28 protein-coding genes and 1 tRNA gene are annotated in these 25861 nt (G+C 34.1%); 17 read left to right on the top strand and 12 right to left on the bottom strand.

Annotation, left to right across the window (positions count from 1 at the left end):
* Positions 1-11: 11 nt before the first annotated feature.
* The 10 genes from B0A64_RS20890 (at position 12) to B0A64_RS20935 (ending at position 7518) form a co-directional block, all read left to right on the top strand.
* Positions 12-491 (top strand): hypothetical protein, encoded by a 480-nt coding sequence (locus B0A64_RS20890; protein WP_089481423.1) that lies wholly within the window; start codon positions 12-14, stop codon positions 489-491.
* Positions 491-919: a hypothetical protein gene (locus B0A64_RS20895; RefSeq protein ID WP_123875938.1), complete on the top strand. Its 429-nt coding sequence runs from the start codon at positions 491-493 to the stop codon at positions 917-919. The genes B0A64_RS20890 and B0A64_RS20895 overlap by 1 nt, the downstream gene beginning before the upstream one ends.
* 109 nt (positions 920-1028) lie before the next feature.
* Positions 1029-1661 (top strand): peptidoglycan-binding domain-containing protein, encoded by a 633-nt coding sequence (locus B0A64_RS20900; protein WP_089481425.1) that lies wholly within the window; start codon positions 1029-1031, stop codon positions 1659-1661.
* 102 nt (positions 1662-1763) lie between these two features.
* Positions 1764-2459: a glycoside hydrolase family 19 protein gene (locus tag B0A64_RS20905; RefSeq protein WP_089481426.1), complete on the top strand. Its 696-nt coding sequence runs from the start codon at positions 1764-1766 to the stop codon at positions 2457-2459.
* A complete protein-coding gene (locus B0A64_RS20910; RefSeq protein ID WP_089481427.1) occupies positions 2456-2794 on the top strand; it encodes a hypothetical protein in 339 nt (112 codons plus the stop codon). The genes B0A64_RS20905 and B0A64_RS20910 overlap by 4 nt, the downstream gene beginning before the upstream one ends.
* Positions 2795-2827: 33 nt before the next feature.
* Positions 2828-3352, top strand: a complete 525-nt coding sequence (locus tag B0A64_RS20915) for a hypothetical protein (protein ID WP_123875939.1) — start codon at positions 2828-2830, stop codon at positions 3350-3352.
* Positions 3353-3363: 11 nt separating this feature from the next.
* Complete coding sequence (locus B0A64_RS20920) at positions 3364-3846, top strand: hypothetical protein (RefSeq protein ID WP_123875940.1); 483 nt, start codon at positions 3364-3366, stop codon at positions 3844-3846.
* 1 nt (position 3847) lies between these two features.
* Entirely contained in the window at positions 3848-6106 is a 2259-nt protein-coding gene (locus B0A64_RS20925) for a zincin-like metallopeptidase domain-containing protein (RefSeq protein WP_089481430.1), read from the top strand.
* A 107-nt stretch (positions 6107-6213) separates the two neighbouring features.
* Complete coding sequence (locus B0A64_RS20930; RefSeq protein WP_089481431.1) at positions 6214-6420, top strand: hypothetical protein; 207 nt, start codon at positions 6214-6216, stop codon at positions 6418-6420.
* 3 nt (positions 6421-6423) lie between these two features.
* On the top strand, positions 6424-7518 hold the full coding sequence (locus B0A64_RS20935) for a hypothetical protein (RefSeq protein WP_123875941.1): 1095 nt from the start codon (positions 6424-6426) through the stop codon (positions 7516-7518).
* A gap of 245 nt (positions 7519-7763) precedes the next feature.
* On the opposite strand, the gene B0A64_RS20940 is transcribed toward B0A64_RS20935, so the two are convergent.
* Positions 7764-8123 (bottom strand): hypothetical protein, encoded by a 360-nt coding sequence (locus B0A64_RS20940; RefSeq protein WP_089481433.1) that lies wholly within the window; start codon positions 8121-8123, stop codon positions 7764-7766.
* Positions 8124-8340: 217 nt separating this feature from the next.
* On the opposite strand from B0A64_RS20940, the gene B0A64_RS20945 reads away from it, so the two are divergent.
* The gene (locus B0A64_RS20945; protein ID WP_089481434.1) at positions 8341-8715 is read left to right on the top strand and encodes a hypothetical protein; all 375 of its coding nucleotides are present in this window, start codon (positions 8341-8343) and stop codon (positions 8713-8715) included.
* Positions 8716-8818: 103 nt separating this feature from the next.
* Here B0A64_RS20945 and B0A64_RS20950 read toward each other — a convergent pair whose 3' ends face one another.
* Both B0A64_RS20950 and B0A64_RS20955 read right to left on the bottom strand, forming a co-directional pair.
* Entirely contained in the window at positions 8819-9961 is a 1143-nt protein-coding gene (locus tag B0A64_RS20950; RefSeq protein WP_089481435.1) for a tyrosine-type recombinase/integrase, read from the bottom strand.
* Positions 9962-10027: 66 nt separating this feature from the next.
* Positions 10028-10101: transfer RNA gene (locus tag B0A64_RS20955), tRNA-Met, on the bottom strand.
* Positions 10102-10255: 154 nt separating this feature from the next.
* On the opposite strand from B0A64_RS20955, the gene B0A64_RS20960 reads away from it, so the two are divergent.
* Both B0A64_RS20960 and B0A64_RS20965 read left to right on the top strand, forming a co-directional pair.
* Positions 10256-10648, top strand: a complete 393-nt coding sequence (locus B0A64_RS20960) for an START-like domain-containing protein (protein ID WP_026727620.1) — start codon at positions 10256-10258, stop codon at positions 10646-10648.
* 54 nt (positions 10649-10702) lie between these two features.
* A complete protein-coding gene (locus B0A64_RS20965; RefSeq protein WP_089481436.1) occupies positions 10703-11542 on the top strand; it encodes an aminotransferase class IV in 840 nt (279 codons plus the stop codon).
* Here B0A64_RS20965 and B0A64_RS20970 read toward each other — a convergent pair.
* From B0A64_RS20970 to B0A64_RS20995, 6 genes are all read right to left on the bottom strand, one after another.
* Positions 11539-12099, bottom strand: a complete 561-nt coding sequence (locus tag B0A64_RS20970) for a YqgE/AlgH family protein (protein ID WP_089481450.1) — start codon at positions 12097-12099, stop codon at positions 11539-11541. The genes B0A64_RS20965 and B0A64_RS20970 overlap by 4 nt on opposite strands.
* A gap of 128 nt (positions 12100-12227) precedes the next feature.
* Positions 12228-12500, bottom strand: coding sequence for an HU family DNA-binding protein (locus tag B0A64_RS20975; RefSeq protein ID WP_017498096.1), 273 nt, complete (start codon positions 12498-12500; stop codon positions 12228-12230).
* 180 nt (positions 12501-12680) lie between these two features.
* Complete coding sequence (gene fmt / locus B0A64_RS20980; RefSeq protein WP_089481437.1) at positions 12681-13628, bottom strand: methionyl-tRNA formyltransferase; 948 nt, start codon at positions 13626-13628, stop codon at positions 12681-12683.
* The gene (locus tag B0A64_RS20985; protein WP_089481438.1) at positions 13628-15523 is read right to left on the bottom strand and encodes a RecQ family ATP-dependent DNA helicase; all 1896 of its coding nucleotides are present in this window, start codon (positions 15521-15523) and stop codon (positions 13628-13630) included. Before B0A64_RS20985 ends, fmt begins: the two co-directional genes overlap by 1 nt.
* Positions 15524-15587: 64 nt before the next feature.
* The gene (locus B0A64_RS20990; RefSeq protein ID WP_089481439.1) at positions 15588-16121 is read right to left on the bottom strand and encodes an AAA family ATPase; all 534 of its coding nucleotides are present in this window, start codon (positions 16119-16121) and stop codon (positions 15588-15590) included.
* A 691-nt stretch (positions 16122-16812) separates the two neighbouring features.
* Positions 16813-17730: an alpha/beta hydrolase family protein gene (locus B0A64_RS20995; protein ID WP_089481451.1), complete on the bottom strand. Its 918-nt coding sequence runs from the start codon at positions 17728-17730 to the stop codon at positions 16813-16815.
* 286 nt (positions 17731-18016) lie between these two features.
* On the opposite strand from B0A64_RS20995, the gene B0A64_RS21000 reads away from it, so the two are divergent.
* The 4 genes from B0A64_RS21000 to B0A64_RS21015 all read left to right on the top strand — a co-directional run bounded on the left by B0A64_RS21000 (position 18017) and on the right by B0A64_RS21015 (position 21540).
* A complete protein-coding gene (locus B0A64_RS21000; protein ID WP_089481440.1) occupies positions 18017-18313 on the top strand; it encodes a DUF493 family protein in 297 nt (98 codons plus the stop codon).
* A gap of 3 nt (positions 18314-18316) precedes the next feature.
* Positions 18317-19039, top strand: a complete 723-nt coding sequence (locus tag B0A64_RS21005) for a DUF4290 domain-containing protein (RefSeq protein WP_089481441.1) — start codon at positions 18317-18319, stop codon at positions 19037-19039.
* 195 nt (positions 19040-19234) lie between these two features.
* Positions 19235-20548 carry a UDP-N-acetylglucosamine 1-carboxyvinyltransferase gene (gene murA, locus B0A64_RS21010; protein WP_089481442.1) on the top strand — a complete coding sequence of 438 codons (1314 nt, stop codon included), beginning with the start codon at positions 19235-19237 and terminating at the stop codon, positions 20546-20548.
* Between the two features lie 116 nt (positions 20549-20664).
* The gene (locus B0A64_RS21015; protein WP_089481443.1) at positions 20665-21540 is read left to right on the top strand and encodes a cation diffusion facilitator family transporter; all 876 of its coding nucleotides are present in this window, start codon (positions 20665-20667) and stop codon (positions 21538-21540) included.
* 183 nt (positions 21541-21723) lie between these two features.
* Here the strand turns inward: B0A64_RS21015 and B0A64_RS21020 are convergent, their stop codons facing one another.
* The 3 genes from B0A64_RS21020 to B0A64_RS21030 form a co-directional block, all read right to left on the bottom strand.
* A complete protein-coding gene (locus B0A64_RS21020) occupies positions 21724-24213 on the bottom strand; it encodes a DUF5686 and carboxypeptidase regulatory-like domain-containing protein (RefSeq protein ID WP_089481444.1) in 2490 nt (829 codons plus the stop codon).
* Between the two features lie 146 nt (positions 24214-24359).
* On the bottom strand, positions 24360-24773 hold the full coding sequence (gene aroQ, locus B0A64_RS21025) for a type II 3-dehydroquinate dehydratase (RefSeq protein ID WP_089481445.1): 414 nt from the start codon (positions 24771-24773) through the stop codon (positions 24360-24362).
* Positions 24774-24940: 167 nt separating this feature from the next.
* A complete protein-coding gene (locus B0A64_RS21030; RefSeq protein WP_089481446.1) occupies positions 24941-25501 on the bottom strand; it encodes a porin family protein in 561 nt (186 codons plus the stop codon).
* Positions 25502-25861: the final 360 nt, after the last annotated feature.

Genomic DNA, 25861 nt, shown 5'->3' on the forward strand with positions numbered 1-25861 from the left:
AACCACATCAAATGAGAAAAAAAGGATTGTCTAATCCTGCTGTAGTTGCAACTGTTCTGGCTAGTCCACAGGGGCAAAAAGCAATTGCCAATTCGCAGGAAAATGCAAAACAGGGAATCAGCGCAGGGATCACGTTATTTAAATTTTTACTCGTTGGTGGCTTAGTGACTGTTATATATTACAAAGTCTTCAAAGGTTTTTCTAAGCTTCAGGAAGATGTAAGATACAAACCCAGTAATATCAATGTTACGCAGGCTAAAGCAAGAGCCGAAGCGATTTATACAGCACTGCTTGGTTTTGGAGCGAATTACAAAACAGTTGAGAATAATTTAACCGGACTTAATCACAACGGATTCATACGGGTTTATAATGAATTCGGAGAGCGCAGAAGCGCCACCCTTGTCAAAATGAATTTAGTAGAATGGTTACAGGATCAGTTTAAAGAAGATGATATTACCAAATTGAGATTTTTAATAAAAGGATTTTTCTAATGATGACAACACAGAAAAAAGTAATTATAGTAACTGCATCGGTAGTGATTTTAGGTTTAGGTGCTTATTTCTTAATTAAAACCAATAAAAACGGAAAATCTCTTTTAGGCGGTAATAAGAAGTATATCGATGAGGGAGACGTGAATTTAGTTCCTGTTTTCTCTGCCAGTCAAAAAGTAGCCTTACTCTATGAGGCGATGAACCGATATAACGGTACAGATGAAACTTTGATTTTTGAAACCCTCACAGGTGTTTCTCAGGCTCAGTTTGGACTTATCAATAAAGCTTTCGGGCTGAAGAATTACAATCGAATTTTAGGTTACAATACCATTGGCGGGAGTAAATTACCCCTTAAAACATGGCTTAAAGAAGAGCTTAACGATGCGGATTATTCTTTGCTTAGAAAGAAGTTTCCCAACTATTTATAAAATAAATTTCGAAGATTAACAATCCTATAAAGTAGATTTTATTTCTAACCTGGACAAACTGCAGCTGCGGATCTATTCAAAAAAAATCTACAATTAAAAAAGAGAAAGCATGAAAGTGAAAAATGAAGATAAGGTATTAATTGGTGTAGGACTTGTAACGGTTGGCGGTATAGGGTATCTATATTGGAGAAAAAAGCAGCAAGAAAAAGAAAATGATCTTTTAAACGCTGTTCCTGAATTTACACCTGACACGCCAAAAAGCGAAGTGACAACTATTTTAAATGCAGGAACGGCTTTAAACAAAAACAAAATGCTTGGCAGAGGAAGCAAAGGCATTGAAGTCCGAGAATTGCAAAGGCTTTTAGGAGTTGGAATTGATGGCGATTTTGGAACCAATACACTCAGCGCTTTGCAAAGTCGTAAAGGAGTTTCAAAAATCAGCATTAACGCCTACTTAAAAACAGTTTCTAAAACAGCCCTAAAAGAAAAACCTACAGCACTTGTAACACCAAGAGTAGGTCAAAAAGTAATGGCAAGCCAAAACAATGTTAGTGTTTTTAATGCTAAGAAAACAGCAAGCGGATCGTATTTCAATTCCGGTACAAAACCCTTTATCGGAGGAAGTTTTGATTATGGGGAGCATATTGGTGTTTTTGTTGGCTCTAAAGTCGGAGAACAATATTTAATCAATCGTGACGGGGTTTATTATTTTGTAAATGCCAACGCAGTAAAAGGATATTAAAATGGGAAATACGGAAAAACTGATTATTGGTGCAGTAGCCCTCACGGGACTTCTTTATTTGCTGACCAAAACAAAAACAACCCCTAAAAAAGTGATATTATAATGAGTTTTATTTTAGATAACAGTAGCATTTTTTTAAATGCATTTGTCAAATACAGTTTGAATACACCTCTTAGGATAGCGCATTTTTTAGCGCAGTTATCCCATGAATCGGGCAATTTTACCCGTATGGTTGAAAACCTGAATTACAGTCCTGAGGGGCTTTTGGCAACCAGTCCGTTTAATTCCAGACTGACTTTAGCTGAAGCCAAAAAATATGGCAGAACAGCCGATCACAAAGCCAACCAACAAATGATCGCTAATATTGGTTATGCCAATAGTAATGGTAACGGAAATATAGCAAGTGGTGATGGATGGAAATACAGAGGTCGGGGCTTAATACAACTTACAGGCAGAGCCAATTATGAAGCCTATAAAAAGTACTCAGGTTATGACGTGGTAAACAATCCCGATTTGCTTTTACAAACCGCAATTGCGGTGGATTGTTCGGCTTGGTTCTTCTCAGTTTATAAAAATTTAAACCCTTTGGCAGATGCTAATTTAATCACGGACATTACAAGGAAAGTAAACGGAAAAACCAACGGATTGGCAGACCGAATCACCAAATTTAAATTCTATAAAACTCAAAACATCAGTATTGAGTTATTAAAAAAAAAAGCGAAACCACTACCTAATTTTAGTAGTATCAGCGCTTACGCTTGGAATTGGCTTACACCTTATAAACAAAACCCAACATGAAAAACACAATCTTAAATGAACTTAAATATTATCAGGATTATTTTTTATTCCTAATTGTGGTACTCGCAGGAGTATTTACCAAAATCTATCTCGCTATTCAAAAAGGCAAGAAACCAAGCCTTAGTTGGTTTTTAGCCGAAGCAATCATAAGCTTTTTTGTTGCATTCTCGGTTTATGCCGTTTGCGATCAATACCTGAACATCAATAAGATGTTTACCTATGTGATGTGCGCTTGGGGTGGGTCTTTGTCAACCCTTATTCACAGTGAAGTAGAGGAACTCATAAGCAGCCTTTTTGATAATTTAAAAATAATTCTAAAACTAAAAATGAAATAGATCATGTGCAGTACTACAAATCAACAAAACCCAATGAAACTATTTTTAAAAGTGCTTTTCTGTGCCTTGTGCTGTTTAGCTCTTTGCCTTGCATTATACGGTTGCAAAGCCAAACCCAATGAAACTAATCATACAGTTGAAACAGTTTTAAGCCAAAAAAAGGACAGCGTAAAAAGCATTGTTGTAAACGGTGCCATTAATGATACTCTGAAAATTCAGGTTCCTGAAATTCGAACTTCAAAGCCCGAATGTGACAGCGTAACAAAAGCAGAATTACAATACCTTCTTAGTTTACTTGATAGTTATAAAAAGTCAGGGGATAATGAATCTGGGATTTATTACGACAAGTTAAAGAAGCAAATCATCGCTTGGCAGAAAATAGCACAGACTAAGAATGAAAATACAGTTACAAATACAAAAACGATTTATATCAAAGGGGATAAATTAATAAAATATGTTCCGGTAAAGTATATTCCTCTTTGGGTTAAAATACTGGCTTTTATTGGTGGTTTGGCTATTGTGTTTTTATGCTGGCGAATAGCCAGAATCTTTATTTAAAAATCAAAGAAATGAGTCTTAAAAAAATAGTTATTGGAGTGGGAATAGTTGGCGTTGCGGGCTATTTCTTTTTAGAATATAAAGTAAAAAAGATAATTGAACAATTTGAATTTGTAAAGATCTATCCCGTAGCATTTAAAAAATTGGATGCCAAATGGAACGACGGCAAACCATTTGTAACATTCAATTTGGATTTTAAGCTAGTGAATCCGACTTCTGAGAATTTCAGCGCACAAATTCTGGCAGTGACCTTAAAGAGAATTTTATTTTACGATAAAAAAAATATACTGTTAGGGTCAGCAAATGTAAATGTGAGCGCGGTAACCATCAAAGCAAATTCAAGTATAGTGATTCCTAATGTACCTGTTAAGCTTGATTTACAAAGTGCCATAACTAATATTCTTTCAGTTGTCAATACCAATAATTTTAATAGTAATGACATTCGAATGGAAGCTATTGTAAGCATTCTGGGTACAGAACATAAAATTTCTTAAAATGACATTAGCACAAGAATTCAATAGCCTTAACGGGCTGATCGTTTCGAGAAAAACACTTGAAAATTTGCTTTTAAAAGCCGAAAAAGAGAAACATACGGTTATCTCTAAACGAGTTATAAAAGTACTACAGGCTTTTAAAGATGATACGTTTTTGATCGAAATAAATAACCTTGTTGAGCCTTATGGACTAAATGGTGTGGATGCTGAAATGCTATTACCAACCTTGGAGTACATTTCGGAGGATCACAACGAGGGATTAAACGCAGTTTCTCCAGATGAAATTTACAATTACATTACCGATTTGATTATCAATACCATTAAAAAGGTAGGTCATTTGCCTTGGCAAAAGGAGTGGAAAGGTTCAGGAGCTAGTAATTCAGTTATGAATTATGTTTCTAAAAAGGAGTACTCAGGAGCGAATTTCATTTTGAATTTTGAAATCAAATTCGATCAGGATAAACAACCTTATTTAGTTCCTGCAAATTTCATACAGCCTTATTACTTAACGTTTAATCAAATTGAAGAAGCTAAGGCAAAGCTTAAAAAAGGAAGTAAAGCAAGACGGGTGATTTATTACACTTTAATTCATGATTACCAAAGCGAGAACCTAAAGTTTAAAACCAACGATAACAAAAAGTTTAGCGATTTTGTAAAGACACATTCCCTTAGCAAGGAAGATTTAAAAAAGAATCTAACCAAGTTCCCAGTTTTAAAGTACTACAATGTGTTTCGTGCTGATGATTGCGAGGGATTGCAATTTCCACCGGAAAAAGACAAGAAAAGTGTAAACCCTATTGCCGAGGCACAGGCGTTAATTGATGGGTATAAGAACCCGCCCAAGTATACTAATGTTGGAGATAAAGCTTATTATCGCCCGAGTACGGACGAACTTAATATGCCAATGATTGAAGCTTTCACAAGTGAAGCCTTTTATTATTCGACTTTCTTTCATGAAGCAGTACACAGTACAGGCGCAGCGCACCGACTCGGTAGAGATATGACAGGAACCCGAAAAGGTGGCGGTAGCGGTAATTATGCCTTTGAGGAATTAATTGCAGAACTAGGGGCGGTATTTCTGTGTAGCGAATCAGGAATCTTGTTTCATACCAAAGAAAATTCAGCCAAGTATTTAAAAAGTTGGAACAATCATTTGATAGATGAACTAAGTGATGATAATCGTTTTTTCTTAAAAGCATCGGCACAGGCACAAAAAGCAAGTAATCATATTTTAGGGCGTGAAGCTGCAAGTACACAAACAGCGGAAAAAGCACCAGAAAAGGTTATTGTTAAAAAGAGCGTTAGAGTTAAGTCTACTTTAAAAGAAATACAAAAGCCAGTTTTCAAAAGAGCCGTAAAGCAAAAAGCAAAACAGTTGGATTTGTTCGATGGTTTAAACGGAGTGATAAACAACAAAAAAAATATTTCAGTAAAAAAAGCAATTGCAAAGCGATCCATAAAAAAACAGATCATTGCAAAGCCTGTTGTAAAAGCGATAAAACCAGTTATAAAAGAGACAAAACCCGTTGCAATGGTCAATGTCAATAAAAATTCACTGGCTTATAAAATGGCAAATAAACCTTCGAAGGTCGATTTATTTAAAATTGAGAATACGGATATCTCGGAGTTTTTAGGAAATATTGAGCAAAAAGAAAAAGAAAGTGTTGTCATTACTCTTACTGGTGGTCAAGGTTCAATGAAAACAAGAATGTGCTTTCAGTTTATGAATGCCTTGGCACAAAACTATAAAACGGGTCATGCCAGTATAGAAGAACACCCAGAGAGTAGTTTGTATTACAATAAAGCCGCTGAATATTTAAATGCAAAGGCTTTGCAAAATATTGAAGCCCCTGAAATCAAAAGTGTTTCGGATTTAGAGAAGCTTATAAATAACAACGATGTTATTGTAATTGATAGTTTCTCAAAAATGCAGGAAATGCATAAAGGTTTCGAAGTCGACAAAGATTTGAGAAAGAAATATGACGGGAAATTATTTATTATCATTTTTCAACAAACTTCAGACGGCAAAATGCGTGGAGGGAGTAAAAGCCAGTTTGATGGCGATGTAATTTTGTTTACCGAGAAAATGTCTAATTATAAGGAAAATTACATTTGGGCAGATAAGAATCGTTATCAGGATAAACCGCTTGACGAATTGAAATTCAATATTTTCAATAAAAAACTGGTGCGGGCGACACCCCAAGCAGTGCCAGAACCACTAACAACCCAAATTAAAAAGTTATCGTTCACAGTAAACTAATAAAGTAGATTTTTTTGAAAGCCGGCAGCTCATTTCTCCAGGGAATTTCGCTTCAAAAATCTACAATTTAAAAAATTAATTATTCAATCAATCAAAAACAATCAATCATGGCAGTTAAGAAAAAAACAGTAAAAGGATTAAAAAAAGTATGTAGTGGCGTTTTAAAAGCTACAGGGTTAAAAACCGACGGTACTTTAAAAAAAGGATTCAAGTACATTAAAGGTGGGAAAATCGTAAAAACGGCAGCTAAAAAGCCAATCGTTAAAAAGAAAGTAGCCCCAAAGAAAACAGCGAAAAGAACCGTTAAAAAATAAGTAATGATAACCGACAAGACAAAATACTTTGAAAAGCGAAACGGCAATATCGTTGCTTTAATGAACCAAGATGAAGGGATCGCTTATGAGGTATGTTCTTTTGCTGCAAAACAAAGTGTAAAACGATCAGATGAAGATTTTGAATTAAAGGCAGATCAATCCGCTAACTGGGAAACTCAGTATTTAAATTTCAATGATTTTAATCTTGAAGCGTTCATCCCTCCTTTATTAGCTAAAAATGCTAATGAGTTTTTTGCACAATTATCTAAAAAGTATTTTTCAATTTCATTTGCTCCAACAGCAGAAAAAAGAATCATAAAGTTTGTAAAAGCAAGTAACGGAAATGTCTTACTGATGAAGTTGGATAATACTTTGATCGCTTCGTTTGCATCAAATCAGAGCGTTGTAAAGGATTTAAATCGTCCTGATGTGTTTATGATCCTTTCAGAAACTGCGTATAATGTAAATCCTCTAGTGTTTAATTATCAAGAGGTTTGGGGGGAGCTTTGCCAGCCTGCAATTGATAACACTACAATGGACAATTTGCTCAATGCTCTTTCACAGAATTTTTTCTTTGATAAGGATTTGTCTGCGGTGCAGCAAGTATCTGTAAATAATTTTCCTAAAGAGGGAAACAAGTTCTTTAAGGTTTACGATTGCCCGCAGTATAGAGGAAATGTCTATGGTTTTACTTCTGCGGTCAGAATTCCTTTTATTGTTCAGAGTGTATTTAATATCGGGAGTACTTCTGCTATAGCTGTATGGAGTATTAATCACTTCGACAATCAGGGAGGTGAAAATAACATGCCGCAAGATTTAGGCGAAAACAGGCTCTTTCCAATGTCTGAAACTTTCCAGTTAAACGGAATGTACATTAAAATTACTTCGACATTTAATTATTTTGGAGGGAAATATCATTTGCTCAGAATTTATCAGGATGCCAGAACAAACGAGGTTTATCTACTTGTAAATAGTGGTGATGCTACTGGTGTTTATGTTCCGTTTGATTTTAATTCTATTCACGCTGTAGACGGTGGGTTTTCTATTGCTTGTTCAATCTTTAGCCTGAGTGTGGAAATTAGAAATAAGTTTTTCTAAATGTTTTGAAACTTATATTTATTAGAAAGATAAATTTATAAAAAAGAGCAAGTAGTAATACTTGCTCTATAACATGTCTTTAAAAACAGATAAATCTTAAAGATTTGTTTCCGTGATTTTTCGCACATGGCTGATAGTATTGGAATTATTTGTGCAGTATTCTTAAAGTGCAAATAACACAATATCAAATATATACAAAATTAATGAGATTTTTGTTTTTTTATTAATAATTGTTTTTTTTTCACTTAGTAAGGTGTTATTTCTTTTCCTAAATTATCATAAGAAAGTTTTTTAAGAGCCAGTTTAAATTTTAAGTTAAGAAGTGGATTAATATTATGATCTATGAATTCGCTTCCTGATGTGGTTACGGCTACTAATGAAACTGAATAATAAAAATACTCAGTAAGATTTATTTGTAAATAATCAAATAATTTTGATTGGATGTCATCGTATTCAATTATAAATGTTGATTCGCAATAAGAATTGATACTAGAATATCCTGTATTTCCTAGGACACATAATATGTATCTTTTAGCTTCATCATAGTTTTTGAAATCTGTTTCAACGTCAATTGCATCATAAGATAAATGGTATTTTCTACTCATAAAAAAGTTTTTTAATTAGTTAAATACAAATTTATGAAAAGTTTTTTGCGAATGTATGAAAAGTAGATTTATTTCGATTCCTGGACAAACTGCAGCTCCGGATATGATTGAAATAAATCTACATTTTATAAGTTAGATTCGCAAAAAGCTTAAAAATGAGGGTTGTATTAGAAAAAGAAGGATCTTTGTTTATAAAATAATTTCTAAATATCTTATTATGAGTCTCAATTTACTTGGCGTAGAAAACGCTACAAAACCTGATGATGAATATGTAATACTTCAAGCAACTGCTAAAATAAGTTTAAAAGGATATGCTATAGTTGACAAAACTTTTAATCCAAATGAAAAAGTTTCAAATGAGTTTCGTCATATTTTTTTCTTTCCAGATGTGGTTGTTGAAAAAGATGATTTGATAGCTTTATGTACGGGTAAAGGAGAATATGAGAGAGAACGGCTCAGTAATGGATCGTTTACTCATCAGTTTTATTGGCAATCCAGTGAATGTGCTTGGAATGATAATGGTGATGATAATGCCTCACTAATTAACTATACTATTTTAAAGGTTGTTCCGGTACCTGCTGTAAAAAAGTAATAAAAATATTTAATGAGTAGTTGACTTACTACTTTAAATTGTAGATTTATTTCGATTCCTGGACAAACTGCAGCTCCGGATCTGATTGAAATAAATCTACTTTTTATTTTATATACTGCGAATAATCATCAGGTAAAACAGCATCAATGTCACGTAAATATTTCTCTAATGCACTCATAGTTGAGTGACCAGTGATAAGCATTAATTTACTTTTTGCTTCGTTAGGAGTACTATCTTTTACTAATTCTTTATATAATTTGGTTATGAATGTATGTCTGAAACTATAAAGCCCATAATCCTTGCTCAGTTTTAAACTGTCTTTTACTTTTTTAAATCGATCCCCAAAATAGCCTCTTTTATCTGTTTCGTTCGTTGTCCATTCTAATCCTATCCCTTTTGGCGTAAATAAAAAGCTTTCTTTATCAAATTTATCTAACTCAGGTAGTTCTTTCAATAGAATTTCAGGAATGATTTTAGTTTTTACAGGTTGATTCTTTGCTCTAACATATATAAGTCTATCTTTTATGTTTATATCTTGTATTCTTAATCGAACAACTTCAATTGGGCGCAGGTGGTTAAATGAAACAAATTGAATGAACAAAAGCAAAAGGTTGTCATACTCTAATAGGTATTCTAGAATGTTTTTTTCTTGTTCAGTACTAAATGTCTTATTTCTTTCCGGTGTAGTTTTTAAAACATTAATTTTTTTAATGAAATTATCCGTAACAATTTCATTGTCTTCGAGAGTTGCAAAAAACATAGAAAGATTTGCACGAGTATTGTTTCTATTTCTAGGACTTGTACTGGTAAGTACAGTGTTTAGGTATGTTGTAACAGTTTTTTTGTTTACTGTTGTGATGTATCTGTTTTCTTTTAACGTGCTTTTGTTTAATTCAAGTGCAAAAGTTACCGCATCAGGAATATTGTAATTCTTTAATTTGTCTACTGGTTCTGAATCTTCAAAAGGATTGTATCCATTGACAAGAATAGTTTCAACAGCATCACGTAGTATTTTTACTGCTGCTTTGCGTTCTTTAAGAGTTTTAAACTGATTTACGCCAGCATACACATGGGTTTGACGTTCTAATTTTTCTGTAACAGGATTTCTAAAAGAGAAGTAAACATACCAACGTTTTGATAAATCGCCATTTGCATCGTAAATATTTGGGGTCGAATATTTCTTTTTATAACTCAAAACGTGTGCGTTTTTGTGTTCTTTAGATAAGAGGGCGTGAATTTTAGGCATAAAAAAACGGTTTTAAATCACTCTAAAACCGTTTAACTTGTTGTTTCCTAAAAACTTAACTTTTTGTAGCGAGGACGGGAGTTGAACCCGTGACCTCAGGGTTATGAATCCTGCGCTCTAACCAACTGAGCTACCTCGCCAAGATTGCAAGTGAACTGTGTTCCTCATTGCGGGTGCAAATATAAAAATAATATTAAAGCTTACAAGCATAAATTGAAGAAAAAAAAATATTTTTAAAAATGCATTGTTTTTGGACATATATTCTTATATTTCCAAAAAAATTAAAAGTAGCACATGGATTCAAAAATACGTTACGAAATCGAGTTTCCGATCAATTCTTCTCCGCAATTATTGTATCAATATATATCAACACCATCCGGTTTATCAGAATGGTTTGCAGATAATGTAAATTCTAGAGGCGAATTCTTTACTTTCATTTGGAATGACTCGCAGGAAAAAGCGCGTTTGGCATCTAAAAAAACGGGAGAAAAAGTAAAATTTAAATGGGTGGATGAAAGCAGTAAGGATACTGAATACTTTTTTGAACTACATATCTTAGTTGATGAATTAACAAAAGATGTATCATTAATGGTAGTTGATTTCGCTGAAAAAGAAGAAGTAGGAGAAGCTAAACAATTGTGGGAGAATCAGATCTCAGACCTGAAACATCTTATAGGATCAGTTTAGTAAAATTCTATTTTAAACCTTATATTTGCCCTGAACAAAATTCAGGGTTTTTTTATGATCAATTTTAACGGAAACATTGCAGCACAAGACGATAGTATATTAACTCAAAATCGTGCGTTTTTGTATGGAGATGGCGTTTTTGAAACGCTTAAAATAGTTAATAATAAAATCTTATTTCTTGAAGATCATTATTTTAGATTAATGGCTTCTATGCGTGTAGTTCGAATGGAGATTCCGATGAACTTTACTATGGAATATTTTGAAGAACAGGTTTTAAGTCTGGTTGTTCAAAAAGGAATTTCAGAATCGGCGAGAGCCAGAATTACAGTTTTTAGAAATGATGGAGGTTTGTATTTGCCAAAAACAAACGAAGTGTCTTATCTAATTCATGCAACGCCCCTGGAAAATACTTTTTACGGCTTAAATGAAGGCGAATATGAAGTAGATTTATATAAAGACTTCTATGTCACCAAGCAATTATTATCGTCTATTAAAACGACTAATAAAATGATAAATGTTACAGGAAGTATTTTTGCTCACGAAAATGGTCTGGCAAATTGTATTTTAGTAAATGATACTAAAAATGTAGTGGAAGCATTGCAGGGAAATTTGTTTATGGTTGTGGGAAAAAAAATGATCACACCTCCAATTTCTGAAGGTTGCCTAAACGGAATCATGCGCAAACAAATATTAGCTTTGGCGAAGAAAGTAGAAGGCATAGAAGTACTTGAAGAAATAATTTCGCCATTTGATCTTCAAAAAGCTGACGAATTATTTCTGACAAATGTAATCACAGGGATACAACCGATAACTAAGTATCGAAAAAAGGAGTTTACAAGTAATCTGGCTCATTTATTAGTGCAAAAACTAAATGAATCCATATCTGAAAATTAATTCAGATATGGATTTTCAGGTGCGTTAGACCAAATAACATAATCGCCTCCAAGCTCAATAATTTGCTCTTTCCAAAAATGGGTGGTCGATTTTCCGATAATCTTGTTTTTATAACTATTATCAGTAATGATCCAGGAATTTCCCTGCATTTCATTCTCAAGTTGATTTTCGTCCCAACCAGTATAACCTAAGAAAAAGCGAATATTGTTTTTGCCAATAGATCCGTCGTTTATTAAGTCCTTAGTCGATTCAAAATCACCTCCCCAATAAATCCCGTTCGAAATCTCGACACTATTCGGAATTAATTCCGGGATATTGTGAATAAAATAAAGGTTGTCCTGTTCTACCGGGCCTCCGTTGTATATTTTGAAAGTGGCATCAATTTCAGGTATTAAATCATTAATAGTGTATTTTAACGGTTTATTAATGATAAAACCTATTGATCCTTCTTTGTTATGGTCTGCTAATAAAATTACCGATCTATTAAAAGATAAATCTCCAATTATAGAAGGCTCGGCAATAAGCAGGTGTCCTTTTTTTAATTTTTCTGAAATCATACGGCTACAATTTTTACTAAATTTAATAATAAATTTTTTAAAAACCCAAATAAAATCGATAAACCGCACAAAAAAACCCTCCATGAGGAGGGTTTTGATTATATTATAAGTTTAGAGAACTTTCTTACTTAGTTCACTGCACCTTCTAATTCAGCTCCAGCTTTGAATTTTACTACATTTTTAGCAGCAATCTGAATTGTTTTTCCAGTTTGAGGGTTTCTACCGTCTCTTGCAGCTCTAGCAGATACTGACCATGATCCAAAACCTACTAATGAAACTCTTCCACCTTTTTTCAAAGTAGCTCCCACGTTTCCTAAAAATGACTCTAAAGCTAATTTTGCCGCAGCTTTTGTAATTCCTGCATCAGCAGCGATAGCATCGATTAATTCTGATTTGTTCATAATAATTAGTTATTAATTGTTGGTTAAAAAAAATTGTTAATACACAAATTTAGTAGGAAATCCGTTCCTTGCAAGTGTTTTCTTTAATTTTAGCAAAAATTGTTGATAACTTGCTTTTTTTGTTCATAACGCAGCTTGTTTGTCAGGCCAAAGTAGGTACAAACCCCTGTTTTACTGACGTTAATAGACCTTTGCCGTATCAGAAAAAGTTATGCCATTTAGTAATTCGGCAACCTGCATTCTTTTTTTTCCGGGTAATTGCAAACTTAAGATTTGAATGAAACCATCTTTGATTGCTATTTTGATTTCTTTTTTGCTGCTAATCAAGTTTCCAACTTCATAAGAATGGGCTTCTACGACTAGCTTTGCCTCGTATATTTTGATGCTTAACTCTTCGTTTTTGTCTTTCAAAAAGCACCACGAAGCCGGATAAGGACTTAAACCACGAATCAGGTTATTAATTTCATTTCCGGATTTTGTCCAGTCGATCTTACAATTTTCCTTGTTAAGTTTGTATGCGGTTTTAATTTCGGCATCGTCTTCCTGAATAGTAGTAGTAACATTTCCGTTTTCGATAACCTTCAAAGTATCAATTACGGTTTCGCTCCCTAATAGCATTAAGCGGTCGTGCAATTGTCCTGCATTTTCTTCCGGTTCAATAACAATTTCAGAATTCAGGATCATTGCGCCTGTGTCTATTTTGTCGTCAATAAAAAAAGTAGTGACACCGGTTTTAGTTTCTCCATTAATAATAGCCCAATTAATAGGTGCTGCACCACGATAATTGGGTAATAAAGACGCATGTAGGTTAAAAGTTCCCAAGCTTGGCATTTCCCAAACAACTTTAGGTAACATTCTAAAAGCAACAACAATTTGTAAATTGGCATTTAAAGCTTTTAATTCTGCAAGAAAATTTTCGTCTTTTAGATTTGTTGGTTGTAATAAAGTAAGGTTGTTTCCCAGGGCGTATTCTTTTACTGCCGAATATTTTATTTTTTGTCCGCGTCCAGCCGGTTTATCTGCTGCTGTAATAACACCAACAACATCGTAATTGTTTTTGATAATGGTATCCAAAATGCCAACAGCAAATTCTGGAGTTCCCATAAATATAATTCTCAATTTTTCCATTATAATTTTAAAGTGTATTTATTATTCGGTTGAACCGTAATATAATTATTTTCTAATAATTCCTGAAGTGCCAAAATAGTATCGTTAGTATCCAGTTTTATTTTGGTCTGAATTTCTCTTGAGGTCAAAGAGGCTGTTTTTAGTAAAGCCAAAATTTTGTCTGCAACCGAATCAGCTTCTGTGATTTTTCCTTTTTGAGTAATGCAATAAGAGCATACGCTACAGTTTTCAGTAGTTTCTTCTCCAAAATAATCCAAAATCAATCGGTTCTTGCAGGTTTTCTTGTCCTTTATATAATGTAGAACAGATAAGAGTTGGTCTTTTTTAAGCTGATTTTGCCTTTCCAGGTATTTCGAAACCCTGTTTATGGTAAGATTATCTTCGCGAACCTCATTGAATAATATTGTTGCATCGTTATTTTTTGATTTATATTCAATAATTTCCTTCTCTTTTAGTTTGTCTAACACAGCGGAAACCTGTGCTTCGGTATGATTTGATTTTTTTGCAATCAACGAAATGTTAAACGGCGTTTTCATTTCGTAAATTCCCGGATAAGTTCTCAGGATCGCCAGAATAATTTCTTCGTCATTCGAGTTCAGGCTCATGTATCGAATCACTTCTTTGGATTCGATTAAAAACTGCATTGTAATTTTTTCTGAGAATTCCTGAGACATGGTGATGATGCCCTGCTGATTCAAAAATTGCAAAGCATTATACGTTTTTAGAGTAGGGAAGTCGTACTTCTGACAAAAATGATTCAGCTTAAACGAAAACGAATCGTTTAAACCTTCGCCATAAGCAATCTGAAAATAATTGCACAGTTTAACATACATCGTATTCAGAAATTTTTTATCCGGCAAAACGCTTAAAAATTGTTGTTCTGTTTGATTACTGTCCGAGGGGCTCGTTAAAACAACCGAAAAAGCTTTTTCGCCATTTCGTCCCGCTCTTCCGGATTCCTGGTAATAGTTTTCTATATTTTCAGGCAATTGTGTATGAATAACCGTTTTTACATTGTCCTTGTCAATCCCCATTCCAAATGCATTGGTAGCTACAATAACCTGCGCTTGCTCAGACATCCATAGTTGCATGTTTTTGTCTTTTTCTTTTGCCGAAAGTCCACCATGGTAATACGTTGCCTTAAATCCCAGCGACTGCAATTGCGTTGACATATTCAGGCATGATTTTCTATTTCGTACGTATATAATAGAAGGCTGGGGGTTTTTCTTCAGGATTTGTTCAGTACGGTACAATTTGTCCTCTACCTCAAAAACCATGTAAGCAATATTTTTTCTCTCAAAAGATTGCTGAAAAAGTTTAGGATCTTTCATTCCCAACTCAGTTTTAATATCTTCAATAACTCTAGGAGTGGCTGTCGCAGTCAAAGCCAAAAACGGAATCTTTGGAAAGTGCTTTTTAAGTTCTGAAATCTTTAAATAAGCCGGACGAAAATCATGACCCCATTGCGAAACACAATGTGCTTCATCGATAGCGATTAAACTTATTGGAAGATTTTTTATGCGTTCCAGAATCCAATCAGACTGAAGTCGTTCCGGCGAAAGATATAAAAATTTGTAATTGCCGTATTGACAATTGTCCAGAAGATCAATGATTTCTTCGGTATGAATCCCACCCGTAAGGGCAATCGCTTTAATTTCGCGCTTTTGCAAGTTGGTCACCTGATCTTTCATCAAAGCAACCAAAGGAGAAACAACCAGACAAATCCCTTCCTGCATCATGGTTGGGACCTGAAAACAAATCGATTTTCCGCCACCGGTTGGGAGTAGGGCAAAAGTATCCTGACCATCCAAAACCGAGTCAATAATCTCCTTTTGCAACGGTCTAAAACTGTCGTGTTTCCAGTATTTTAAAAGAATTTCTTGCGCTTCTGGCATTGGTCATGTTTTAAAGTTAAAAAATTTAGAAATCAGTTTCTAGTTTTACAACTTTAAAACACGCCTAAATTTTATCTAAGATATAAAGAATTCTGTTCTCAACGGTATCTTTCGGTACTTCAATTAAGTCGTAGCCGTATTTTTTATACGTTTCAACAAGGTGTTTCTGGATTGTCAATGCCTGTTCAAAATTCTCGTAGCGCTCAGTGTCACACTCGTAAATTTCTTCCCAAGGCGGTAAAATAAAAGTTTTGGTATATTTAAAATCCTCACAAGCGGTAATAAAGTGCGAAGGATAATCATCGCCAATATAGTCCATATAAGCGACAACATCAGGAATGCCCCGATCTATAAAAACTACATTGTCAGGTTCTTCATGAGCATCTTTAAATTGTTTAATGCGTCCTTCAAGCAACATTTCGCTAAACAACAAAGGCTGTTCCAGAAACAATTGGTCAATACCACGTTGTTGGGCTTCGAGTGTAACTTGTCTTGAAATTTCAGGATAACAACAGTAGCCACGAGCTACTAATTCGTTAATAAGCGTAGATTTTCCCGTTCCCGGGCCACCAATGAGAACTATGATTTGTTTTTGCACTTTCTTAAAATAAAGCGCAAATTTACCTAAAGTTATTGGTATTTAAAAAGATTATTTTACCAGAAGCGAACGATTTCGCAATTTTAGGAAATAAAGTTCCTGCTGTACACTACAATCTTTTGCTTTTTAAAGAAAAAAGGAAAAGGATTTTCGCTGCCATCAGGGCTAGTTAGCAAGCATGGTTTTGTTTTTGGAAGGATTTCAAAGATTGTGTTAAACTTTGACATAAACTGGACTGAAGTCCAGCTATACAAAATAAATTATTCCTTCGGAATTGAAACAAAAAAGAGCCACAGGCTCGGAAAATATTGTAGGACTGGACTTTAGTCCGGTTTAGAAAAGGATATGTAATGTGGGAAAGTTATAAGTTTCAATATTTTTAAATACCTTCAAGGTTTTGAAAACCTTGGAGGTTTAGATTGTGAATATTTAGATTTTTATAATTCGTCCGCATAATTTCAATAAATCAATCGCGAATCTTCGGGATGTTACTGCAAAATAATTTGTCGTTCCAGAATTAATAGATTCTGTGAATATTGCTGCAACTGGACTAAAGCCCAGCTCTACAAAATAAATCATTCCTTTGGAATTGAAGCGAAAGAGAACCGCAGGTTCGGCAAATATTGTAGGGCTGGACTTTAGTCCAGTTTAGATAAAGAATATATTATACAATATCAATTTAAGATTGTAATTACTCACAAAACAAATATTTTCCGGAAATCGCAGCTTTCTTCTCCGAAGGAATAATAATATGCGATTCAAATTTCTTGCCTTTCAAAACATCATTCACAAAATCCAGCACATATTGCTGTCCCTGATGAAAAAGGTATCCGGAGAATTCATGTCCGCCACCGCAAAACGTAATGAGTTCAATATCTTTATGCAGGTCATTCATGTGATTGTAAACGGCATAAGATCCAAAGAGAATCAGCCATCCGGAAGCATTTGTAGGGCAAGAGCGATGCGAGCCTGCGGCATACGGAACCGTTTCGTCTTTATTGCCGTGAGCTAATAACATCGGGATCGCTTTTTCTTTGGTGATTAAATTAATATCCTGAATAGCGCCTGATCCTCCAATAAAACCTGCATATCTAAAATTTTGAGGCAAATTGCCTTTGTATAAATTCATGAGTTTATAATCCCAAAATGAAGCGTGGAAACCAATTTCGGCACCCGCACTAATTCCTGAGATAAATATTTTTGAAGTATCCAGGTTGTATTTGTTTGCATTTTCGATCAGGTACGAAGTTGCCTGCCACATATCGCTTACACCAATTTGGATTGCTTTTATTTTTTCGGTTAAAGTTCCTTTGCAGCCAAAATCTTTTCCTTTCATGTATAAACTATAGGAGATGCTCGCCACCGCATAACCGTTTTGCGCCATAAACATCCCGAAGCTTTTTTCGCTTGCACGATCTCCACCCGAAAATCCACCTCCAAAAGCAAAAACGATTAGCGGAACCTTTTCGTTTGTTTTCTTTTGGGGTAAATACAAATCCAGATCAAGTTTCAGAGTGTCATTTTGAAAATAAGTTATCGTTTTGATTTCCTGTGCCTGAATATTGTGGAAAGTGAGTATAGTAAAAAGGAAGATGATAATTTTTTTCATAGTAATGTAGTTTAGTCTCGCGATACTGATAGCTATTGGGAGCGAAGATGCAAAGTATTTCAAATATAAAAGTTTGCCACGAATTCCGCTAATTTCCGCCAATTTTTAATTTATTAACCTGACCTAAACAGTGCAAAAAATAAAATTTTGAGTAGCAATTTTAATTAGGGGAAATTAGTGGAATTCGTGGCAAAAAAACAATCATTATTTCCTTCTAAAAAATCTAAAATCTAAACTCAAAAATCTAAACTCAAAACCGTATATTTGCGTTTATTTTTAATTACGAATGGAAAACGATAAAGAAAAAGAAACCGCCGAATTTTACGAAAGATTAAAGGTCGAATTAGATAACTCAAATACTTGGCCTGCAGAATATTTGTATAAGTTTATTATGCCATCGGTAGACGATAATGTTGAGCGAGTTGAAAAAGCTTTTGACAGTATGGGCGCGGTTATTAAAACAACAAAATCTAAAACAGGTAAATTTACCAGTGTTTCTGTAGATGTAACAATGCATAGTGCTGACGATGTGATTAGCAAATACAAAGAAGTTTCTACAATAGAAGGTATAGTTTCATTATAACTTATGGTCGAAAAATATAAAAAAGAAGTCGCGAATGACGTTGTTTTTAATTTAGAATATAATTCTGAAAGACAGCGTTTACTTATTCCGGAATATGGTCGTCATTTGCAAAAACTGATCGATCAGGCTACTCATATAGAAGATGATGAAACGCGAAATAAAGCCGCAAAATATATCATTCAGGTTATGGGAAGTCTGAATCCGCACTTGCGTGATGTACCGGATTTTCAGCATAAATTATGGGATCAGCTTTTCATCATGTCTGATTTTAAATTAAATGTAGAATCTCCGTATCCAATTCCGTCAAGAGATGTATTGCAGTTAAAACCGGATGTTTTGCACTATCCGCAAAACTTTCCTAAATACAGGTTTTATGGTAATAATATCAAATATATGATAGATGTTGCCAATAAATGGGATGATGGAGAAATGAAAAATGCATTAGTATTGGTAATTGCCAATCACATGAAAAAATCATACCTGAGCTGGAATAAAGATACCGTAAAAGATGATGTGATTTTTGAACATTTATTTGAATTATCCGGAGGTAAAATCAATTTGGTGCAAAGTACAGAAGAACTTTTAAACACTACTGATTTATTGCGTACCAATAAACGTATGTCTAATAAAATTACACCTGCCGGACCACCAAAAATTCAGAGCAACAAAAACAACAATAAAGGAGGGAAACCAAAGCCTTTTCAAAAAAACAACAACCAGAAGTAAAAGAAAGGTGCTAAGTGTCTAAGATGTTAAGTAGCTAAGTCTTTTTTAAGAAAAAACTCAGAACCTTAGAATCTCAGTAACTCAGAACCTTAAAGTAAACAATCAGAAATAAAAAAAGTTGCGAAGTAGCTAAGCGACTAAGACAAAAACTTAGAACCTCAGAACCTTAGTAACTCAGAACCTTAAAAAAAGAATATGGGAATTTTTAAAATCGAAGGAGGAATTCCTTTAAAAGGAGAAATCACTCCGCAAGGAGCAAAAAACGAGGCATTACAAATTTTATGTGCCGTGCTTCTAACGGGAGATAAAGTGAAAATAAATAATATTCCCGATATTATTGACATCAATAAATTAATTACCTTATTGGGTAACTTAGGGGTTAAAATTCAACGAAATGAACCGGGTTCGATTACGTTTCAGGCAGATGAGGTTAATGTTGGATATTTAGAAACCGAAGCTTTCAAAAAAGAAGGCGGAGCATTACGTGGTTCTATTATGATTGTTGGACCGCTTTTGGCACGTTTTGGTAAAGGCTATATTCCTAAACCTGGAGGAGATAAAATTGGTCGTCGTAGATTAGATACACACTTTGAAGGTTTTATTAACCTTGGAGCAAAATTCAGATACAATAGAGAAGATCACTTTTACGGAGTAGAATCTCCAACAGAAGGATTAAAAGGAACAGATATGTTGCTTGATGAAGCATCAGTAACCGGAACAGCAAATATCGTTATGGCCGCTGTTTTGGCAAAAGGAAAAACTACCGTTTACAACGCGGCTTGTGAGCCTTATTTGCAACAATTGTGCAAAATGTTAAACTCTATGGGAGCTAACATTACAGGAGTTGGATCTAACTTATTGACTATCGAAGGTGTTGAAAGCCTGGGTGGATGCGAGCACACAATCTTGCCGGATATGATCGAAATTGGTTCTTGGATTGGTCTTGCTGCTATGACAAAAAGCGAAATCACGATCAAAAATGTAAGCTGGGAAAACTTAGGTTTGATTCCAAATACCTTTAGAAAATTAGGAATCACGATCGAGAAACGTGGTGATGATATTTATATTCCTGCTCACAAAGACGGATACGAAGTAAAAACAGATATCGACGGTTCTATTTTAACAATTGCAGATGCACCTTGGCCAGGATTTACGCCTGACTTATTGAGTATTGTTTTGGTTGTGGCAACACAAGCAAAAGGAGATGTTTTAATTCACCAAAAAATGTTCGAAAGCCGTTTGTTTTTCGTAGACAAACTAATCGATATGGGAGCAAAAATTATGTTATGTGATCCGCACAGAGCAGTGGTTATGGGACATAATTTCGAATCTCAGTTAAAAGCGACAACAATGTCATCTCCGGATATTCGCGCGGGTATCTCATTGCTAATTGCAGCACTTTCAGCAAAAGGAACAAGCACAATTCAAAATATCGAACAAATTGATCGTGGGTACGAGCGTATCGACGAACGTTTAAGAGCAATTGGAGCAAAAATCGTGAGAGCGTAAAAGAGTTAGCCACGAATTACACGAATAGAAATATTTAAAAGATTATCTAATTGGTGATAATTCGTGCAATTCGTGGCAAAAAAATATGATATAAATGTCGTGCTAAAAAAGCTCAAATGACAGATGAACAAAAAGCTGTAAAAGCTACTATCTTCAGTATAGTTGGAAACACCTGCCTGGCCGTTATAAAAGGTCTGGCAGGTTTTTTTGGCAATTCTTATGCCTTGATTGCAGATGCAATCGAATCGACTACAGATATATTTTCGTCCTGTTTAGTTTTATTCGGGATCAAATATTCGAACAAACCGGCAGATGAAAATCACCCGTATGGTCACGGTCGTGCAGAACCGTTGATTACGTTTCTGGTAGTGGGTTTTTTAATTACATCAGCAACAATCATTGGTTACGAAAGTGTTATTAACATTCAGAATCCCCATAACTTGCCAAAATCATGGACATTGTATGTTTTGGGCGCTATTATTGTCTGGAAAGAATATTCGTTTCGGTTGGTGATGAAACGTAGTAAACAAACCAATAGTTCCTCTTTGGCGGCAGATGCCTGGCACCATCGCAGTGATGCAATCACATCTGTAGCAGCATTTACAGGTATTTCGATTGCCCTGATTATGGGAAAAGGATATGAATCAGCAGATGATTGGGCGGCACTTTTTGCTGCTTTTTTTATCTTATATAACAGTTATAAAATTTTCAGACCTGCGCTTGGCGAAATTATGGATGAGAATTTAAATGATGATCTGGTCGAAGAAATCCGCATCAAATCGTTGACTGTTATGGGTATTCTGGGAACCGAAAAATGTTTTATACGCAAAGCAGGAATGAAATATCATGTAGATCTTCATGCGATCGTTTCGGCTAAAATTTCGGTAAAAGAAGGACATGATCTGTCCCATAAACTACAAGATACCTTAAAAGAAAAAATACCTCAATTAGGAAATGTCTTAATTCATATTGAACCCGATGATTATCATTAAAAAAGGTGCAAAGGTTCAGAGTTGCAAAGGTGCTGAGGTTTTCTTTTGCAACAATAAAATAAAAATCCGCTTATTCTATAAAGAGTAAGCGGATTTTTTATACCATATAATAGTCAGTTCGAGCGGAGCCGAGAATACGCAAAGCATACACCTTTGCACCTTTGCAACTCTGAACCTTTGTACCTAATCTAAAACATTCAAAATCTTCATACCAAATACAACACCATTTTGCTGAATTCCGCCCTGATAAGAATGAACATAATCTAATCTGAATATTTTAAATTTCCCAAAACCAAGGTTGTCTAAGCCAACCGTAAATTCAGTGTAGGGTTTTTTGTCCGGAATAGCCAGCGTATGAAAACCAAGATTCATTGTAGATTTTAAAAGATTCAACAGCGGAATTTTATTCATGATAAATCCGGTATCATTATGTTCCAAATGCATTTCAAAATAACTGTCGTTTGTGCTGTTAGTATAATAAGGCATTAGGTTAAAAACATTCAGATAGCGATCGCTTGTTCCTATATGAGTTTGATTTCCGTTAAAATGTCTGTAGTCGATAAAAGAAATATTCTCTGCATTAAAAAACTTTCCGGCTCTGATGTTCATGCCCAGGATTCCTTTGTTGCCCAAAGACAAATCATATAGTACAGAAGCTCCAATGCGCTCAAATTCATATTTTTTCTCGCTTGCGGCAAAAGCTTTTTCAAAAGCTAAGAATAAGGTAGGATATTTATCGTTTTTAAAATTGTATCTGCCGTCAGGTCGTGAGATGTATTTGTTTCCAAAATTAATCTGGGTACTTATAGCCGCCTTAAATAAATGATGTTGGTCAAAGGCAGGCGTTGTAAAATCATTTGGTGCCAAACGATTGTTTGAAGAATACAAATCATCTCTCTTAAAGAAAGAATAATCTGTCGTGTTAACAAGAGGTTTTCGCTGTTCGTAAGCTACTTTTCCAATCAATTTTACGCCATTCAGAACGTCTTGCGAATAGTTAATCTGAGCATATTCCAAGTTGTACAACTTCATATAATTGTCTTTAAAAAATAAAGAACTTATAGTGTTTACAAAGTTACTTATAGGCTCAAAACTATTAAATTGGGCAACTTTTGTTCCTCCTGAAATTGCAATCGTAGCATAATTTATAGTATTAAATCTATGGCTGAATTCGCCAATGGCACGAAAACGTTCGTCTGAAAAACCATAATTGAAAGTAGTGCTTATCGAAGTGCTTTTTCCTTTTTCTTCATTCCATTTCTTAAAAGAAAAACCAGAATCCAGATTGAACCCCTGTACCGTATTAAAACCAAGTGAGGTTAAGTTTAGCAAGCCTTTGTAGTTAAAAGAATATTTTTTGAAAGTATTTTTATAATCATATCCCATCAAAATATCTCCTGCTTTAAACTTATTGTGTCTGGTATCTACAGAGTCAATATACTTTTGAGATTTTCTAATAGTTTGCAAACTATCTTTTTTAGTATAATCCGTACTTTCTTCTATGGTTAACGGAATTGGGCGAATTTCGTTCCAGAAGGCATCGTCTTTTTTGTTTGCATTCGCCTCAAAGGCAACAATTTCGTTCCCAAAAGTTTTCTTTTCAAACGAAGCCGGAAACTCATAATTAGAATATATATAATTGAATTTCCCGGAGAATTTTACGCCAAAAATACCGGCAGTAAAATCAAGCGTTTGGGCATTCTTTGTCCAGATTTTATTTTGTGAATTGTAACTAAAGCTTTGTTTTAGATTCATAACTTCGGTAAATTCATTTTTCATGCGATATCCTTTTATATCTAGATCCAGGGCATAAATGGCAAAACTGTCGTCTACGATATAAATATACCCTTCAAAAACGGGTTCTTTATCGCGTTTTGGTAGTACTTTAATCTTATAGATTTGTTGCTTGTTATCGTCATAAAATGTACCTTCAAGTTTGTATTTGTAGTAGCTAAAAGCATTATCTGCAATAGGAGAGATGAGTTTAATATCGAAATCTAAAGTATTGTCATAAAAATCATAAGTAGACAGTGAGGCAGTATTGTAACTATATCCTTTGTTGTTTCCCGAGATTTTAGACGCAATAATTTTCTCCTTTAATTTGTTGGGTTTCTCAAAAGTGATTTTCGATATCGTTTCAGACAGATACAAAATTCCGGTTCCGGTAGAATCCAGGTTTGATGCCATATCATCGCCAAGATCTACTTTCTTGCCAAGAATTTTTTTAGGCAAATCTTTGACTTTAAACATTCCTTTCGAATAAAAATCTGCTGTATATCGTGCCGTTTTGTCTGAGTTGTCTTTTTTTTCGGCAATAGCACTTCTTATAACGGCATCGGCAGGATTATTTTTGGGATCAATTACAACTTCATTTAATGCAAAACTCTCTTCGAGCATTTTTACATCCAAAGTCATTGTTTTTGAATCAGCAGGAATTACTATTTTTTGAGTTTTAAATCCCAGATACTGAAAAGTGATTTTGTTCTTGCCAACTTCTTTTATATTGAGTTGGTATTTTCCCTGCTCATTAGAAGTAGTTCCGCTATAGGTGTTTTCTTCAAATACAGAAACAAATGGCAACGGATTGCCTTTTTCGTCGGTTATGGTTCCTTTTATCTGAGCAAAATTTGAAATCGAAAAAATTAAAAAGGCAAATAAAATATAGTTTTTCATGAAAGTGGTTTCTCTCACAAAAATAGAATAAGTTAAAAGTGAGCCTATTAAATATTTGTTAAATTGTAAGTAAGGCTGACAGGACTTGAAACCTTTAAATTGAATTGATCTTAAACAAAGCCAGCTTTGCCAAGAAATATATTATTTTATAAGAAAGACTGAATCGCCAATTCGTAGCTTTTTAATCCAAAACCTAAAATTACACCTTTGGCATTTCCGGACAAATAGGATTGATGTCTGAAACTCTCACGGGCATAAGTATTAGAAATGTGTACCTCGATAACAGGGGTTGTTACGGCTTTCATGGCATCGCCCAAACCTATAGAAGTGTGTGTGTAGGCTCCGGCATTCAAGATGATTCCGTCATAAGTAAAACCGCATTCCTGAATTTTCCCGATCAATTCACCTTCGATATTGCTTTGGTAATACAAAAGTTCAATTTCCGGAAATTTTGTCTGCAACGTTTCAAAATAATCTTCAAAAGTTTGACTTCCGTAAACTTCAGGTTCTCTTTTTCCTAAAAGATTCAAATTGGGACCGTTGATAATGCAGATTTTCATATTTATAAAGTGTGTTTTGAGATTTAAAATATTTAATTTTTAAATCAGATAAGAAATATAAGTTCAATAAAGCTACTTGATTTTTGTAATTGCCCTTGAATGTTGTAAAAATAAAAAAACCGTTCTAATTAAAGGAACGGTTTTTATAAAAGTATGTGATATTATTTCTAGAATAAGAATCCTGCTGAAATTTGGAACGTTGAATTTTTAACATCTGCATTTTTTGAAGCTTCTGTTAATCCTAAACCGTAACGACCTTGAACGAAAATACTTTTTGTAAGTTTTACTCCTAATCCGGCATTAAGACCAAATTCAAAAGTTTTACCATCTTTAACATCAAAATCATTTTTTTCGCTTAATAAGAATGATGCTTGAGGCCCAACCTCTACACTAAAAGTATTATTTAAGTAAAACTTAGCCATTACAGGGATAGATAAATATCCTAATTTGTTTTTAAATTCTTGTCCGGCACTTTTGTATGAAGCTCCTTGTGTAGAATATAAAAGCTCTGGTTGAATAGCGAATTTTTCTAATAATTTAATTTCGGCCAATACCCCAACATGATAGCTGGTGATACCTTCTTTGTCAAATGCAACTCCATTAAGACCTGCATCTCCGGTTTGGCTTGCAAAGTTAACCCCTGCTTTAACTCCAAATTGTACTAATTGTGCCTGAATCGTAGCTGATGTTGCGATGAACAGAACAGCCGCTAAAATTATTTTTTTCATAAATGTGTTTTTAAAATTTGGTATTTTTTAATGTTATCTATTAGTCAAAACTACAGAATTAGGAATTTATTGTTTTATATTTTGGTTTAAATAATTACTAAATTTCGCATGTTTTATGCTATTTGTCTGGTAATGCGCTCTGTTTAAGATAATTGTTAATGCTTTAGTTAAGTTTGGAAATTTATTAATTAATCAGAAAATTATTTCAAATAATTTATGGATAATATTTATTTTAATAAGGATATTTTTATGTTTAATTTTTTACATTATCAAATTTAACGAATGCTACAGACTTAATTTGTGAAACATTTTTAGATAATGTTGTTCTAAAAAGTCATAAATTTTATGTTTTTTTAATTG

This window comes from Flavobacterium araucananum, assembly GCF_002222055.1.
Classification (GTDB): Bacteria; Bacteroidota; Bacteroidia; order Flavobacteriales; family Flavobacteriaceae; genus Flavobacterium; species Flavobacterium araucananum.